At 69.7% G+C, this 14,196-nt stretch carries 14 protein-coding genes and 1 pseudogene; 6 read left to right on the top strand and 9 right to left on the bottom strand.

Annotation, left to right across the window (positions count from 1 at the left end):
• Nucleotides 1-16: 16 nt before the first annotated feature.
• Nucleotides 17-790 carry an SDR family oxidoreductase gene (locus tag OHA68_RS06545; RefSeq protein ID WP_327106774.1) on the top strand — a complete coding sequence of 258 codons (774 nt, stop codon included), beginning with the start codon at nucleotides 17-19 and terminating at the stop codon, nucleotides 788-790.
• A 13-nt stretch (nucleotides 791-803) separates the two neighbouring features.
• Here OHA68_RS06545 and OHA68_RS06540 read toward each other — a convergent pair whose 3' ends face one another.
• The 6 genes from OHA68_RS06540 to OHA68_RS06515 form a co-directional block, all read right to left on the bottom strand.
• Nucleotides 804-1,445: a response regulator transcription factor gene (locus tag OHA68_RS06540; RefSeq protein ID WP_327106773.1), complete on the bottom strand. Its 642-nt coding sequence runs from the start codon at nucleotides 1,443-1,445 to the stop codon at nucleotides 804-806.
• Nucleotides 1,438-2,634, bottom strand: a complete 1,197-nt coding sequence (locus tag OHA68_RS06535; RefSeq protein WP_327106772.1) for a sensor histidine kinase — start codon at nucleotides 2,632-2,634, stop codon at nucleotides 1,438-1,440. The genes OHA68_RS06540 and OHA68_RS06535 overlap by 8 nt, the downstream gene beginning before the upstream one ends.
• Before the next feature lie 2 nt (nucleotides 2,635-2,636).
• A complete protein-coding gene (locus tag OHA68_RS06530) occupies nucleotides 2,637-3,341 on the bottom strand; it encodes an ABC transporter permease (RefSeq protein WP_327106771.1) in 705 nt (234 codons plus the stop codon).
• A gap of 13 nt (nucleotides 3,342-3,354) precedes the next feature.
• Nucleotides 3,355-4,278 carry an ABC transporter ATP-binding protein gene (locus OHA68_RS06525; protein ID WP_327106770.1) on the bottom strand — a complete coding sequence of 308 codons (924 nt, stop codon included), beginning with the start codon at nucleotides 4,276-4,278 and terminating at the stop codon, nucleotides 3,355-3,357.
• Nucleotides 4,279-4,431: 153 nt separating this feature from the next.
• Nucleotides 4,432-4,716, bottom strand: a complete 285-nt coding sequence (locus OHA68_RS06520) for a DUF6204 family protein (RefSeq protein WP_327106769.1) — start codon at nucleotides 4,714-4,716, stop codon at nucleotides 4,432-4,434.
• A 4-nt stretch (nucleotides 4,717-4,720) separates the two neighbouring features.
• Nucleotides 4,721-5,359: a TetR/AcrR family transcriptional regulator gene (locus tag OHA68_RS06515; RefSeq protein WP_327106768.1), complete on the bottom strand. Its 639-nt coding sequence runs from the start codon at nucleotides 5,357-5,359 to the stop codon at nucleotides 4,721-4,723.
• 125 nt (nucleotides 5,360-5,484) lie between these two features.
• On the opposite strand from OHA68_RS06515, the gene OHA68_RS06510 reads away from it, so the two are divergent.
• The 5 genes from OHA68_RS06510 to OHA68_RS06490 all read left to right on the top strand — a co-directional run bounded on the left by OHA68_RS06510 (nucleotide 5,485) and on the right by OHA68_RS06490 (nucleotide 9,638).
• The gene (locus OHA68_RS06510; protein ID WP_327106767.1) at nucleotides 5,485-6,519 is read left to right on the top strand and encodes a MerR family transcriptional regulator; all 1,035 of its coding nucleotides are present in this window, start codon (nucleotides 5,485-5,487) and stop codon (nucleotides 6,517-6,519) included.
• 154 nt (nucleotides 6,520-6,673) lie between these two features.
• Nucleotides 6,674-7,522 carry an oxidoreductase gene (locus OHA68_RS06505; protein WP_327106766.1) on the top strand — a complete coding sequence of 283 codons (849 nt, stop codon included), beginning with the start codon at nucleotides 6,674-6,676 and terminating at the stop codon, nucleotides 7,520-7,522.
• Nucleotides 7,522-8,136: a TetR/AcrR family transcriptional regulator gene (locus OHA68_RS06500; protein WP_327106765.1), complete on the top strand. Its 615-nt coding sequence runs from the start codon at nucleotides 7,522-7,524 to the stop codon at nucleotides 8,134-8,136. Before OHA68_RS06505 ends, OHA68_RS06500 begins: the two co-directional genes overlap by 1 nt.
• A 118-nt stretch (nucleotides 8,137-8,254) precedes the next feature.
• Nucleotides 8,255-9,136 carry a sigma-70 family RNA polymerase sigma factor gene (locus tag OHA68_RS06495; protein WP_327106764.1) on the top strand — a complete coding sequence of 294 codons (882 nt, stop codon included), beginning with the start codon at nucleotides 8,255-8,257 and terminating at the stop codon, nucleotides 9,134-9,136.
• Nucleotides 9,137-9,296: 160 nt separating this feature from the next.
• Entirely contained in the window at nucleotides 9,297-9,638 is a 342-nt protein-coding gene (locus tag OHA68_RS06490) for a DoxX family protein (RefSeq protein WP_327106763.1), read from the top strand.
• A 45-nt stretch (nucleotides 9,639-9,683) separates the two neighbouring features.
• Here OHA68_RS06490 and OHA68_RS06485 read toward each other — a convergent pair.
• The 3 genes and pseudogenes from OHA68_RS06485 to OHA68_RS06475 form a co-directional block, all read right to left on the bottom strand.
• A pseudogene (locus tag OHA68_RS06485) lies at nucleotides 9,684-10,628 on the bottom strand (helix-turn-helix transcriptional regulator); the annotation flags it as partial.
• A 25-nt stretch (nucleotides 10,629-10,653) separates the two neighbouring features.
• Nucleotides 10,654-11,757 carry an epoxide hydrolase family protein gene (locus tag OHA68_RS06480; protein WP_327106762.1) on the bottom strand — a complete coding sequence of 368 codons (1,104 nt, stop codon included), beginning with the start codon at nucleotides 11,755-11,757 and terminating at the stop codon, nucleotides 10,654-10,656.
• Between the two features lie 99 nt (nucleotides 11,758-11,856).
• Nucleotides 11,857-14,130 carry a hypothetical protein gene (locus tag OHA68_RS06475; protein ID WP_327106761.1) on the bottom strand — a complete coding sequence of 758 codons (2,274 nt, stop codon included), beginning with the start codon at nucleotides 14,128-14,130 and terminating at the stop codon, nucleotides 11,857-11,859.
• Between the last annotated feature and the right edge of the window lie 66 nt (nucleotides 14,131-14,196).

Genomic DNA, 14,196 nt, shown 5'->3' with positions numbered 1-14,196 from the left:
GAGAGGCAGGACATTCATGGGCGGACGCATGCTGGACGACAAGGTGGCGCTGGTCACCGGCGGCAGCAGGGGGATCGGGCGAGCCATCGCCGAGCGGCTCGGCCGGGACGGCGCCGTCGTGGCCGTCGCCTTCGCCCGCGATCAGGCTGCGGCCGACGATATCGTCGAAAAAATCGGCAAGGACGGCGGCCGGGCGTTCGCGATCCGGGCCGAGTTGGGCAGACACGGCGACGCGGCCGCACTGTGGGACGCCTTCGACGCCCACATCCAACGGCATTCGCTCCGGGCAGGCGTCGACATCATCGTCAACAACGCCGGCGTCGGCCGCAGTTCAGAGCTGGCCTCACTCACCGAGGAAGAGTTCGACGAGGTCTTCGCGGTCAACGTCCGGGCACCGTTCTTCATCGTGCAGCAGGGACTCAGCCGACTGCGCGACGGCGGGCGGATCATCAACATCTCCAGCGGCGCAGCCCGGCTGGCCATGCCGGAGATCATCGCCTACGGCTCCACCAAGGGCGCTCTGGACACCTTCACTCTCAACCTGGCCAAGCAACTGGGCCCGCGGGGCATCACGGCGAACTCGGTGGCCCCTGGAATCGTGGATACCGACGCCAACGCAGGATGGCTGCGCGGCAACGCGGACGCCGAGGCGCACGCCGCGTCGCTACACGCGCTGGGCCGGGTCGGGCAGCCCGAGGACATCGCCGACATCGTGGCATTCCTTGCCTCCGACGACGCTCGCTGGGTGACGGGCAGGGTGATCGACGCGACCGGTGGCGCCGGATTGTGACCCTTTTCTCGGGTCAGTCGTCTTCCGGAGTGAGCAGGCCGCGGCGGAAGGCCACGGCGACGGCCGCCGCTCGGTCGTTCACGCCGAGTTTCGCGTAGATGTGCAGCACGTGGCTCTTGACCGTGGCCTCGCTGATGAACAGGGTGCGGGCGGCTTCGCGGTTGGTGGAGCCCTGCGCGATGAGGCGGAGCACCTCCAGTTCGCGTGCGCTCAGTGCATCGGCGGGCGCGCGTACCTGGCCGAGGAGGCGGGTGGCGACCGACGGGGAGAGCACGGCCTCGCCCCGCGCCGCCGTGCGGACCGAGCGTACGAGATCTTCGCGTCCGGTGTCCTTCAGGAGGTAGCCGGTGGCGCCTGCCTCGATGGCGGGCAGGACGTCCTTGTCGGTGTCGTACGTGGTGAGGACCAGGACGCGGGCGGGGAGGCCCAGCTTGACGAGCTCTTTGATGGCGGTGACGCCGTCCATGACGGGCATGCGCAGGTCCATGAGGATCACGTCGGGGTTCAGCGCCCGCGCGAGTTCGACGGCCTGCGCTCCGTCCGCGGCCTCGCCGAGCACCTCGAAGTCCGGGTCGCCGGCGAACATGCCGCGGATGCCGTCGCGCACGATGGGGTGATCGTCGGCTATCAGCAGCCGGATGGGCGTCTCAGCCATGTACGGTCTCCCGCGCGATCGCGGGCACGCTCGCGGAGATCGCGGTGCCGCCTCCGGGCTCCGACTCGATCTCCAGGGTGCCCGCCAGGCGGCTCACGCGGTTGCGCATCGACGTCAGGCCGAAGCCGCCGCCGTCGGTGACGCGTTCGGGATCGAATCCGGCGCCGTCGTCACGCACGTCCAGGGTGACCATGTCCTCCATGTACGACAGGGTCAGCCCGACCCGGCCGGCGCCGGCGTGCTTGGCGGCGTTGGCCAGGGCTTCCTGGGCGGTGCGGAGCAACGTCTCCTCGACCTCCGGATGCATGGGACGGACCGTACCAGTTGTGGTGAACTCAGCACGCGTCGCGTTGAGCTCCGACCATTGGGCGACGACAACCTCCAGCGCCTCGGGCAGGGGCGCGGCCTCCAGCTGGCCGGGGCCGACCGCGTGCACGGAGCGCCGGGCCTCGGCGAGGCTCTCGCGGGCCAGCCGGACGGCGTTGCCCACGTTGCGCCGCCAGTCCTCGGCCTGCTCCGCCGCCTGGAGCTGGGTGATGATGCCGGTCAGCCCCTGGGCGATGGTGTCGTGGATCTCGGCCGCCATGCGCTGGCGTTCGTCGAGCACGCCCGCCTCCCGCGCCTGGACCAGCAACTGGGCGTGCAGGCCCTCGTTCTCCCGCATCGCCTCCTCAAGCTGGATCACCATCCGGCTCCGCTCGGCGCTGCGCTCGGTCGTGATCTCGCCGACGAAACTGAACAGGCTGACCGCCAGCACGATGGCGCTCGTGAAGAACAGAAAGGCGAGGATCCCGTACGGGGTGAGCTCGGGCGGCCCGCCGTTATAGGCCATGACGCTGATCGCCGCCGTGGCGGTCACCCCGGCGAGCCGGGCCTTCCCCCGTAGATACTGCGACGAATGGAGGAACCCGGTGAAGCCGAAGAAGCTCGCGAACCACATCCCCCGCGAGCTGAGCACCGCGATGAGAATCACCAGCCCGGCGACGTAGAGACCTTTCCTGTCGCCCCGCGACATCACCCAGATCCAGGCCGCGGCCAGCAGCGTCAGGCCGAGCGTGGTGAAGCGGTGACTCCACGCCTGCTCCCCGGTGACCCAGACGAGCCCGGCGGAGAAGACCAGCAGGATGTACGGCGCGGCGGCCATCTGACGCGCGAGCCGCCTCTCCCAGAGGTCCAGACGCCCGGTCACCTTTACTCCCATCGGAAAAGTCTGGCGGCGGCGACACTGATGATCACCGCGTACGCGGCCAGGACCCCCCACAGGAGGAGGCTGGGGGAGCCACCCGCCCAGACGTCCTGCAGTGCCTGCCTGAATGCCCCTAAAGGGGTGTATCGGCCGATGGACGCCAAGATAGCGGGCATCTGGTCCACGGGCTGCATCAGCCCGGCGAGGAAGGCCATCGGGAAGTACAGCAGGACGCCGATCCCGTTGGCGGCCCGCCCGTTGGGGGCCAGGGCCGCGATGAGCAGCCCGATCGCGAACAGCGCCGCCGTGCCGAGCAGGAAGGTCACCACGGCCGGCAGCGCCGCGTCGGGCAGCCGGGCGCCCAGCACGGTGCCGGCGACCGTCAGGAGCAGCCCGCAGGCGGCCACCACGAGGACGAGCTGCAGGATCAACTGCACCACCAGCATGCTGCCGGGACGCACCGGGGTGGTGGAAAGCCTGCGCAGGATGCCCCTTTCGCGGTAGGTCGCCAGGGTGGTGGGCATCAGGTAGAGCCCCACCAGCCCGACGGCGATGGCCAGCGACATCGGCACGAGCACGGTGTCTCCCGGCTCGATCGAGCTGCCGAAGACCACCAGGATGAACAGCGGGATGAGGAGGGCGAACATCGCCCCCGGCTCCCTGACCAGCAGCTTCAGTTCGACGGAGGTGAGTTTGGCGAGCGCGGTCATGAGGGGTTCTCCATCAGTTGTCAGAGGTGAACGAGCGGCCGGTGAGTGCGAGGAAGGCGTCGTCGAGCGTCCGCTTGTCGATGCGCAGGTCGCTGACCAGCACGTGGTGGCGGGCGAGCCGGGCGGTCACGGCGGTGGCGAAATCTCCCCGGCCGGTGACCACCACCCGGTTGCCCGTCCTGCTCACGCCGGAGACGCCGGGCACGTCGTCGAACAGGCCGGCCGGGTCGGCGCCGTTCTCCGTCATCACCGTGAACCGCATCTGGTGCTCGGCGTCGATCCCCTCGATGAGCCCGGCCGGGGTGTCGATCGCGACGACGGAGCCCCGGTCGAAGACGGCGACCCGGTCGCACAGCTCCTCCACCTCGTCCATGAAGTGGCTCACCAGCACCACGGTCACGCCGCCGGCCCGGACCTGCTTGATCAGCTCCCAGGTCGTACGGCGGGCCTGCGGGTCGAGTCCGGTGGTCAGCTCGTCGAGGAACGCCACCCGGGGATTGCCGACCAGCGCCAGCGCGATGAACAGCCGCTGCTTCTGACCGCCCGACAGCTTGCCGAAGCGGGCATTTCGCTTGTCGGCCAGCCCCCACTGCTCCAGCAGTTCACGCCAGTCACGAGGCTTGGCGTAGAAGGAGGCGTACAGGTCGAGCGCTTCCCAGACCTTGAGGTTCTCCGGTAGTTGGGTGTGCTGGAGCTGCACCCCGATCTGCTCGCGCAGCGCCCGGCCGTCCTTGACCGGGTCGAGCCCGAGCACCCGGATCGACCCGGCGTCCGGCCGCCGCAGCCCTTCCACGCACTCCACGGTCGTGGTCTTGCCGGTGCCGTTGGGGCCCAGGATGCCGAAGATCTCGCCGTCCTCCACCGAGAACGACACTCCGTCCAGAACCGTCAGATCCGCGTACCTCTTGGTGAGGTCGGTGACTTCGATGACTGCCATGCCTCAAGCATCTTTCACCTGGTCAGCAGGCGAATCGACTGAGCGGCCACGATCAGGCATGGATGCGGCTGACGGCAAAATCAGCCGTTCGGTTGATTCGCTGCGCGGCAAGCATCGCTCCCGGCCTTCAGCCGCCGGACGAGCCCTGGTCGGTCACGTCCGGCGGATCTTGATGTGGCGCATGTCGGTCACCGCGAGCTGCAAGATCTCATGCGGATGGCCGTGCGCCTCCAGCGCGGCCATCGCGCCGAGCGCCGCCTCGTCCTGGCCGTCGTCCGGACCGGCCGGCACCTGGCAGCGGAAGGTGAAAGCCGTCACGCTCTGATCGTGGGTGAACGTCCCGGCCTCGGTGTAGGCGGTGTCGCCCGCGGCAAGGACGGCGGCCCGCCCGGCGTCGTCGAGCCCGGTGAACTTCCCTCTGATCGTTACCCTGAACAACTGCTCATTCCTCTCGTACGGCATAGCCGAGCAGGCGCTTCCCCATGAGCTCCTCGGCGGCGTCGATCAGCTCCAGCACGTCATCGGCGATGACGTCCGGCCGCTCGCCGGCTGTGGTCCGCCTGCCGATCTCCGACATGACCATGCTGTGCAGGCTCCCGAGCTGCCAGGCGACGGCCCGCGGCAGCGGGTCGCCGGGCGCGGCACCGGTCTCTTGGACCAGCAGGTCGGCCAGCTCGGCGGTCATCTGGTGGGCGAGCCGCTCCAGCCGGGCGGTCAGTGTGGGCGCGGCCCGCATCATCTCCAGCACGCGGCCGAACCCCTCGCTCAGCCCGAGCCCGCGCTCACGCCCGCGCACCTCGCGCCGCAGCCGCGCCAGGACCGCATCGGCCGCCGACTGTCCGGCTCGGCGCTCTCGCACGATGTCGGCCAGCCGCTGCGGGGAGGCCTCTTCCGGCGGCAGGACGAGGTCCTCTTTTGTCTGGAAGTAGTTGTAGACGGTGTTGACGGACACCTCGGCAGCCTCGGCGACCTCGGCGATCGTGACGTTGTCGAAGCCACGCGCGACGAACAGGCCGATGGCCACACCGGAGATCCGTTGCCGAGTCTGCCGCTTCTTGCGCTCACGCAGCCCTTCAGACATATGTGGAGTCTACTCCAAATTTGGAGTCAACTGCAGTTATTTGCCTTTCGGACGGTTCAGGTGGCCGCCCGGCGCAGATCGGTGGGGCTTGAACCTCAAGCGGCTTGAGATCCCATAGTGGCGGTATGGACGACAACGAGCTGTATCCGATCGGGGATGTGGCGCGCCGCACCGGTCTGAATGTCAGTGCCATCCGGTATTACTCCGACACCGCGATCGTCGCCCCCACCCGCGTGACCGACGCGGGCCACCGACTGTACGACATCCGCGCCATCGCGCGACTGGAGCTCATCCGCACCCTCCGAGACCTGGACGCCGGCCTGGACGACATCCGCCGGCTGCTCGATGGTGAGACGTCGCTGCACGATCTCCTCGCGGCGCACCTGGAGATCGTCGAGCGTCAGGAGCGCGGCCTGCGGGCCAGGCGGGCGGTGCTGCGTACCCTGGTCAAGCAGGGTGGCACGGCCGATCAGGCGGCCCTGATGCACAAGCTCGTCTCGATGCCCGACGAGGAGCGCGAGCGGCTCGTCGACGACTTCTGGAACGAGGTCGGCGAAGGCCTCGACGTGCCCTCCGGCTTCGTCGAGCGGCTGCGGACGATGCGGCCGAGCCTCCCGGAGGACCCCACGGTCACCCAGCTCGAAGCCTGGATCGAGCTGGCCGACCTGGTCCAGGGCGAGGAGTTCCGGAATACGGTCCGCTCCTACCTCCAGGACACCTACTCCACATCCCCGGGGCGGGACATAGCCGCCACACCGATCCAGGACTTCATCTACGGGACGGGGACGGTGATCATGGAGGAGATCATGGCGGCGTGCCGTTCCGGGCTGCCGACGGACTCTCCACGGGCGCAGGAGCTGGTCGTACGCATGGCGGACGCGGTCGCCGAAGCCGTCGGCAGGCAGTCCACGGCCGAGTTACGTGAACAACTGGCCACGGGCTTCGTCATGGTCGAGCAGTTCCAAAGGGAAGAACCCGAGGAGATGCCCCGGTACGACGCGACCCATGGCAGGTACGTGTCCCTGGTGGCCGTGATCAATGAGACCCCGCCCGACAAGGGCGAGGAGTTCACAGCGCTCTCAGCGTGGATGGCGGCGGCCCTGCACGCTTCCGTCCGGCCAGGAGGTGAACCGGGTACGCCGGAGAGGGCGGACGGGTGAGGGCGGTAGCCGACGCGGTCCGTACGGCGGCCGGCCGATTGGGTCGAGCCCATAGGCCGCCAGAATCTACATAATGGCGATAAAAATCGACATCGTGTAGATTATGGACTGAGGGAGCAGTTCAGCCCCCTTTCGAGTCCTGTCTGGAGGAGCAGTGCGGAAGCAGAAGTGGCTCATCACCGGCGTCAGTACGGGCCTTGGGCGTGCCTTCGCCCAAGCCGCCTTGGCCGCCGGGCACACCGTCGTCGGGACGATCCGCTCCGAGGAGGACCTGAGGGCCTTCGAAGAGCTCAAACCCGGGTACGCGCACGGCCGCATCCTGGATGTGACCGACGGCGACGCCGTCTCCAGCGTGATCGCGGAGGTGGAGCAGAGCGTCGGGCCGTTGGACGTCGTCATCGCCAACGCCGGTTACGGCCTGGAGGGCACCTTCGAGGAAACCTCGCTGGCCGAGGTACGGCGGCAGTTCGAGGTCAACGTCTTCGGGGCGGTGGCCACCCTGCAGGCAGCACTGCCTCACATGCGCCGGCGCCGCCGCGGGCACCTGATGGCCGTCACCTCCATGGGCGGGCTCATGGCCGTGCCCGGCATGTCCGCCTACTGCGGCAGCAAGTTCGCGCTGGAAGGCATCCTGGAGGCGCTGGGCAAGGAGGTCGCACAGTTCGGGATCCACGTGACGGCGATCGAGCCCGGCTCCTTCCGCACCGACTGGGCCGGGCGGTCCATGACACGCGCCGCACAGTCCATCGACGACTACGACGAGTTGTTCACCCCCATCCGTGCAGCGCGGCGGAAGGCGAGCGGGCATCAACTCGGCAATCCAGCCAAGGCCGGGGACGCCGTCGTGCACATCGCGTCGCTCGACCGGCCGCCGGCCCATCTCGTCCTGGGCTCGGACGCGCTGCGACTGGTCAGCGCCGCACGCATGGCCGTGGACGAGGACATCCGCGCCTGGGAGACACTCTCCCGTACGACCGACTTCGCCGACGGCGCTCAGCTCTGATGCCCGGCCACCCGCCCGCGCGGAGCCGACGCACCACCGAGCGCAAGGGCGATGTCCGGGAGCGGGCGATTCTGGACACCTGCGAAGCTCTGCTGGCGCACAAGGGCTACGAGGCCATGACCGTCGGCGACATCGCCCAGGGCGCCGGCATCACCCGCGGCGCCCTGTACTTCTACTTCGGCTCCAAGCAAGAAGTGGTCACGGCACTCGTGGCCCGGACCGTTGAGCACCTGTGGGAGCGGTCCCGGGCCACCGCGGAGACCGGCGAGCCGCGCCGGGCCATCGCAGCGGCCATGCGGCGCACGGTCGAGCTGTGGAACGAGCACGGCCTGGTCATGCGTACGGCGATCGACCTGTCGTTGACCGTGCCGGAGATCGGCGAGCTGTGGAGCCGTACGGCTGACTTGTTCACCGAGGCCATCACGGCTGTCCTGGAGCGAGCCGACGTACAGGCCAGCACCGAACCGGACCAGGCGTCAGCGATGGCACGCGCCCTGTGCTGGATGATCGAGCGGACCTTCTACCACGCCTCGCAAGAGTCCCGCGAGACGTTGCAGAAGGCGTCTTCGACCTGCGAGCACATCTGGCTGACCTGCGCCGGCCTCACCGCCTGACGCGGCCGGCACGGACGGCGAAGCCCAAGAACCGAACCCCCGAGGGGGAACCCTGCCATACGTCGCTAGGTCGGTAAGTATCGTTTTCCGTTGACGCTGGTTAACGGAGGCATGTGACGTGGACGATCATCGTTGGCTGACAGAGCGGTTCACCGAGCATCGCGCGCATCTCCGCGCGGTGGCCTTTCGGATGCTCGGGTCGCTGAGCGAGGCCGACGACGCGCTGCAGGACGCCTGGCTGCGTGCCAGCCGCGCCGATGTCAGCCAGGTGCGGAACATCGCCGGCTGGCTGACCACGGTGGTGGCTCGGGTGTGCCTGAACATGCTGCGCTCGCGCGGTAGCCGCCACGAGGAACCGCTGGACATCCAGGCGGCTGACCCGCTGCTGGGCCCCGCGGCCACCGGGAATCCGGAACAGGAAGTGGTGATGGCCGACTCGGTAGGGGTGGCGCTGCTGTTGGTGCTCGACACCCTGGGTCCGGCTGAGCGGCTCGCCTTCGTTCTGCACGATCTGTTCGCCGTGCCGTTCGAGGAGATCGCCCCCATGCTGGAGCGATCGCCGGAGGCGACCCGGCAACTGGCCAGCCGTGCCCGCCGCCGCGTCAGGGGTGCCGCACCCGCCCCGCACGCCGATCTGACCCGCCGGCGGGAGATCGTCGAAGCCTTCCTGGCCGCCACCCGCGGCCGGAACTTCCACGCTCTGATCACGCTGCTCCACCCCGATGTCACGCTCCGGGCGGACAAGTCCGTCATGCTGACCGCCGAGCCCGTCCTGGTCCATGGAGCCGAGCCGGTCGCCAAGGGCGCGATGGCCGCCATGCAGCGGGCCCAGTTCACCGGCCCCGCCCTCATCGACGGCGCGGTTGGCCTCGTGATGGCTCCCCACCGCCACCTGCGGGTGGCTCTCACGTTCACGATCGTCGACGGCCTCATCACCGCCATCGACGTCATCGCAGAGCCCGATCGTCTCGATCGACTCGATCTGGCGGTCCTCGACTGAGGGGCGGGGAGGTGGTTCACCTCCCGGCCGCCGGGCTCCTCGCATGTGACGCAGGTCACCTTCGCCGGCGGTCACATCGCCGTACGACGCCGGGTCAAGGCTGTGACGGACTCACCGCTGCGGCCCCGGCCCAGCGTCACCGAAGCAAGGAGCGCCCCCAATGGTTCACGTCATCGTCACCGTTCTCGCCGCCGCGTGGGTGGCCTTCTCCGCTTACGCCATCCTCACTCGCGCCGCGTGGGTCGTCGAACCGCTGGCAGCGTACGGTGTCCCGAGCTCATGGTGGCCCTGGCTCGGTGCCGCCAAGGGTGCGGGGGCCGCGGGCCTGCTGGTCGGCCTGTTCGTGCCCGTGATCGGCACCCTGGCCGGCATCGGCCTGGTTCTGTACTTCGTCGGGGCCGTCATCACTGTGCTCCGGGCACGCTCCTACTCGACGGTCGCCTACCCGCTGCTGTACCTCGTGCCGGTCGTCGCCGCTCTCCTGCTGGGAGCCGCCGCCTGACGGCATGACCGGAGCCGAGGAGCCGGGCGCCGGGTCTTCCGGCACGGCTCGCCGCAGGCGGGTGGTCAGGGTGCGAAGGTGGTTCACCAGTTCGGGTGGCTCGTGGACGTCGAAGTCGAAGCCGAACGCGGCGACCCATACCGCGAGGTGGTCGAGGCTGTCGGAGCCGATGCGCAGGGTGCAGGTGCGGTCGTCGACGGGTTCCACCACGCCGAGCGTGGGCGGCACCTCGTCGGCCACCTCCTCGGCCGAGGCGTGCATGGTGAGCACCGCCCGGTAGCGGTGGCCGTTCGCGGTCGTCCGCAGGGCGAAGTGGCCGGCCAGGTCCTCGGCGGGCAGCGGCCTCGGGACGAACCGGGGCCCGGTGGGGACGCGCAGCGCCAGCCTGTCGGCCCGGAACCTCCGCCAGTCCGCGGCCCCGGTGTCCCAGGCGAACAGATACCAGCGCCGCCCGTTCTGGACCAGTCTGTACGGCTGCACATCGCGTACGGTCGCGGCGCCGTCATGCGCGACGTAGTCGAAGCGCAGCCGTTGATGGTCGCGCACCGCCGAGGCGATCGCGATCAGCGTCGACGGATCGGCCGTCGAACCGGGCATCGGCATGATCACCATGGCCGAGCTGAGCGTGTCGACCTGGTGGCGCAGCCGCGAGGGCAGTACCTGGTCCAGCTTGGCCAGCGCCCGCACGGAGGTCTCGGCGATGCCCGTGATCGCGCCGCCGGCCGCGGTGCGCAGCCCGACCGCCACCGCGACCGCCTCCTCGTCGTCGAGCAGCAAGGGGGGCAGGCAGGCGCCGACGCCCAGCCGGTAACCACCGCCGACACCGCCGATCGCGTTGACCGGGTAGCCCAGCACCCGCAGTTTGTCGACATCGCGCCGGACGGTCCTGGGGCTCACGCCGAGGCGTTCGGCCAGCTCCGTGCCCGACCAGTCGCGGTGGATCTGGAGCAGGGCGAGCAGGCGGAGCAGCCGGGCCGAGGTTTCCAACATCCGACGATGCTGGCACTCATAGCGGTCAGAACCTGGCCGCGACCGACCTCATCGTGAAGAACCGCCGTACGTCCTCGGCGAACACCTCAGGCTCCTCCATGGCGAAGAAATGACCGCCTTCGTCCTTCTGCGACCAGTGCACAATGGCGTGATCGCGCTCCGCGTAGGGCCGGATGGCGTACTCATGCGACCCCGCGAGCAGCACCCCCGTGGGTACGGTGCCGCGCGGCTTCGGCACCCAGGCCATCGGGTCGTTCACCTGCTCGTAGTAGATCTGGGCCGAGGAGCCCGCGGTGCCCGTCAGCCAGTAGATGCTGACGTTGGTCAGGAACCGGTCGCGGTCGATGGGAGCCCCGGCCCACCGGTGGAAGATCTCGGCGATCCAGGCCAGTTGCCCGGCGGGGGAGTCGGTCAGGCCGAACGCGAGCGTCTGCGGCGAACGCGACTGGATGGGGACGTAACCGGCGGTGGCCTCCTCCAGGTCCGCCGCGCGCCGGCGCTCCGTCTCGGACAGCGACTCGTCCTCTCCCTCGATCCCCGCCGGGAACGACAGGACGCCGTTGAGGTGAATGCCGGCGACGCGTCCGGGGGCGAGGTGGCCCATCTCCGGGGCGACGAACGCGCCGGTGTCGCCGCCGTGAACGCCGTACCTCTCGTAGCCGAGCACGGCCATGAGCTCGACGAACGCCCCGGCCATCCGCGCGGCCGTCCAGCCGGGAGCGGCCAGCGGCGAGGAGAAGGCGAACCCGGGGAGCGAGGGGATCACCAGATGGAACTCCTTGGTCAACGGCTCGATCACGTCGAGGAACTCGACGAACGAGCTGGGCCAGCCGTGCAGGAGCAGCAGCGGCCGCGCGTCGGGGTCAGTCGAACGGACGTGCGCGAAGTGGATGGTCTGTCCGTCGATGACGGTCGTGAACTGCGGCAGCTCGTTCAGCCTGCGCTCCTGCGCCCGCCAGTCGAAGCCGGTGAGCCAGTGCTCGGCCAGTTCCCTGGCGTACGCGACCGGCGTGCCCCGGCTCCAGCCGACACCGGGCGGCTCCGCGGGCCAGCGGGTCCGGGTCAGCCGGTCCCGCAGGGCGTCGAGCTCGGCCTGGGCCACATTGATACGGAAGGGGTTGACGTTCATGAGCGGGACCGTAGAAGGAATCGCGGCCAGGTAGCGTCCGCCGCAGACAGCCGACGAGCCGGCGTCCTGCGAGTGAGGGTCGCCCCGCTGTCGTGGGCGTCATCTCGCTGCTGGTCGGCGGTAGGTGGTGACGTTGTCGCCGCGGCCGGGGTACGCCATGATCAGGAGTCGCTGACCGCCCTCATGGAGGCCGTCCCAAGGGAACCAGTCGTAGTGCACCCGGATCCGGTAGTGGCCTTTGCGGTCGTTGAGGGATAAGTCGGGTAACTCGGTGCCGCTCAGTGCGTCGCTGAGCACGATCTCGCCGAGAGAGCTGTCATAGCCGACCTCCATGACGTGGTCCCAGCCCTTGGTCTCCACCGGTGGGCGGCGGGGGTAGGTCTCCAGGGTGACGCACAGGTCGAAGTCGGGGTTCGACAGGATCATCAGCTGGCCGGGGAAGGTGGCGACCAGCCCGTTGCCCGGGGCTTGAGCCTTGGCCAGGAGGGCCTGGGCCTTGACCAGGGGGTCCTCGGTGTCGTCGGCGTTGCCGGTCGGCTCCCATGCCTCCAGGACCCCGTGGTCGGTCCGCTGAGATTCCTTGATCACGGTCTGCTTGGCCGGCTTGATGAGCGGGTGGTGGCGCGGGGTCGCGTCACAGATGCGCTGGGAGTCGGCCTGCCACTCCTTCAGCTCCGCGTCCTGCTGGTCGCGCTCCGCCTTGAGCGTGGCGGCGACGCTCGGGCAGACCCCGGCGAGCGTGCTCGCCAGCGCCTGGCGGTCCAGCCCTTCCAGGGTCCGCATCCGGGCGGTCTCCTGCGGGTCGTCGCGTGTGTAGATGCCGCACAGCCGACGTCCGTGGGCGAGCAGCACCTGGTCGGGCGTGGTGGCGGCGAACTGCAGCGGGGTGCCGCCGCCTCGGATGCCGCAGATGTACGCCTCCTCGCCGGTGGGTGCGCGGTGCTCGGCTCTGCCCCAGGGCTCGGGCGGCAGGCAGTCCTGGGCGGTGGTCACCGGGCCGTGCGGCTGGTCCGCGACGGGGAGGAAGGCGAGGACCGCCGAGGAGGTCAGCACCCCTACGAGCACGTGGTGGCGCATCCGCCGAGCGGGTGGGGCGGCGTACAGGAGGAGCAGGAGGAGGGCGGCGGCGAGCAGGGCGGCGCTGTACCACAGCGGTGAGAGGCCGAAGGAGGGCACACCCTGCGGGTCCGTGACGAACAGGTGGTCCGGGTACAGCGGCAGGTCGTCGAGGGGGAAGCCGTAGTCGCGAGGGGACTCGGTGGGGAGGGCGCCGATCGCCGCGAGCAGGACGAGGGTCAGGATCGTGGCCCGGATGAGTCGCTGGGTCCGGCGCAGGACCGCGGCCAGGATGAGCAGCGCGGGGGCGCCGACCCCGACGAGCAGGTCGAGAGCGAGCCAGAACAGGGCCGTCGTGTCGTCGGCGAGGTCGAGGACGTAGGTCTGGATCGGGCCCCGGGGGCCGATCCAGAACGGCATGCCGTTCGCGAGGTTGACCGCCGCGGGGATCAGCGGGAGGGCGATCGCCAGCGCGGGCAGCGGCCACCACCTGGGCGGCGCTCTGCCGGGCGGCGGCTCGGCCGGCAGTGGGCGCGGGCCGGTCAGCTCGTGCGCGGAACGGGCCGCCCAGACCAGCCCGAAGACGCTCAACGCGCCGAGCAGCGCGAAGGCCACGAGGGTGTACGACACCTCGCCGTAGGAGAACGTCACGAACGACGAGGGCTGCAGCAACGTCGTGACCAGGGAGAGGACGCCCATCCACACAGTGGCGCGGGTCCAGCGGGGATCTCTCGCCTGGGCGACCAGGATCGGCACCACCCACGCCATCCGAAGCAGGCCGTCCAGCATGATCATGCTGAGAATCCGGATGGGGGCTTCGAGTTCGAGGGTGTACGAGAGCGTGAGAGCGAGTCCGGCCACCGCGTCGATCGTCCCGGTGCTGAGCATGAGGATCCGCGCCCAGGTGGGGATGGCGCCGGCCAGCACCCGGAAGAACAGCCAGACGATGACCACCTGGGCGAGCGCGGACAGCAGACTCATCGGCCATGACCACGAGGGCAGCAGGGCGAGAGCGACGGTGACGTACAGCGTGCCGCGGAGCCAGGCGACCTGCCTGCCTCCGTCGACCGGGGTGCCGCGCAGGCGCCCGCGCAGCACCTGCCAGCAGGCCGCGCCCTGCACCGCGCCGATCAGGGCCAGCGCGAGCACGACCCACCACACGGCGGTGAGCCCGTGGGTCGCGGGCTCGCCCGTGACGACCCGCCACAGGGCGTCCTCCTCGCCGGTGACCAGCGCGATGACGGTGAGCACGGCGATGGCGACGAGGTAGAGCGCCGCGACTGACGCGGCGAGCGGGCCGAACCGATAGCGACGCACGAGCACTTCCTTGGGTGGACTCCGGGCCGTGCCGCTGATCATCGCGTACGCGGCCGACAGAAAATG

Origin of the sequence: Nonomuraea glycinis (assembly GCF_035920485.1) — a bacterium.
GTDB classification, from domain to species: Bacteria; Actinomycetota; Actinomycetes; order Streptosporangiales; family Streptosporangiaceae; genus Nonomuraea; species Nonomuraea glycinis.
This window is presented reverse-complemented; position numbering and strand designations above follow the sequence as displayed.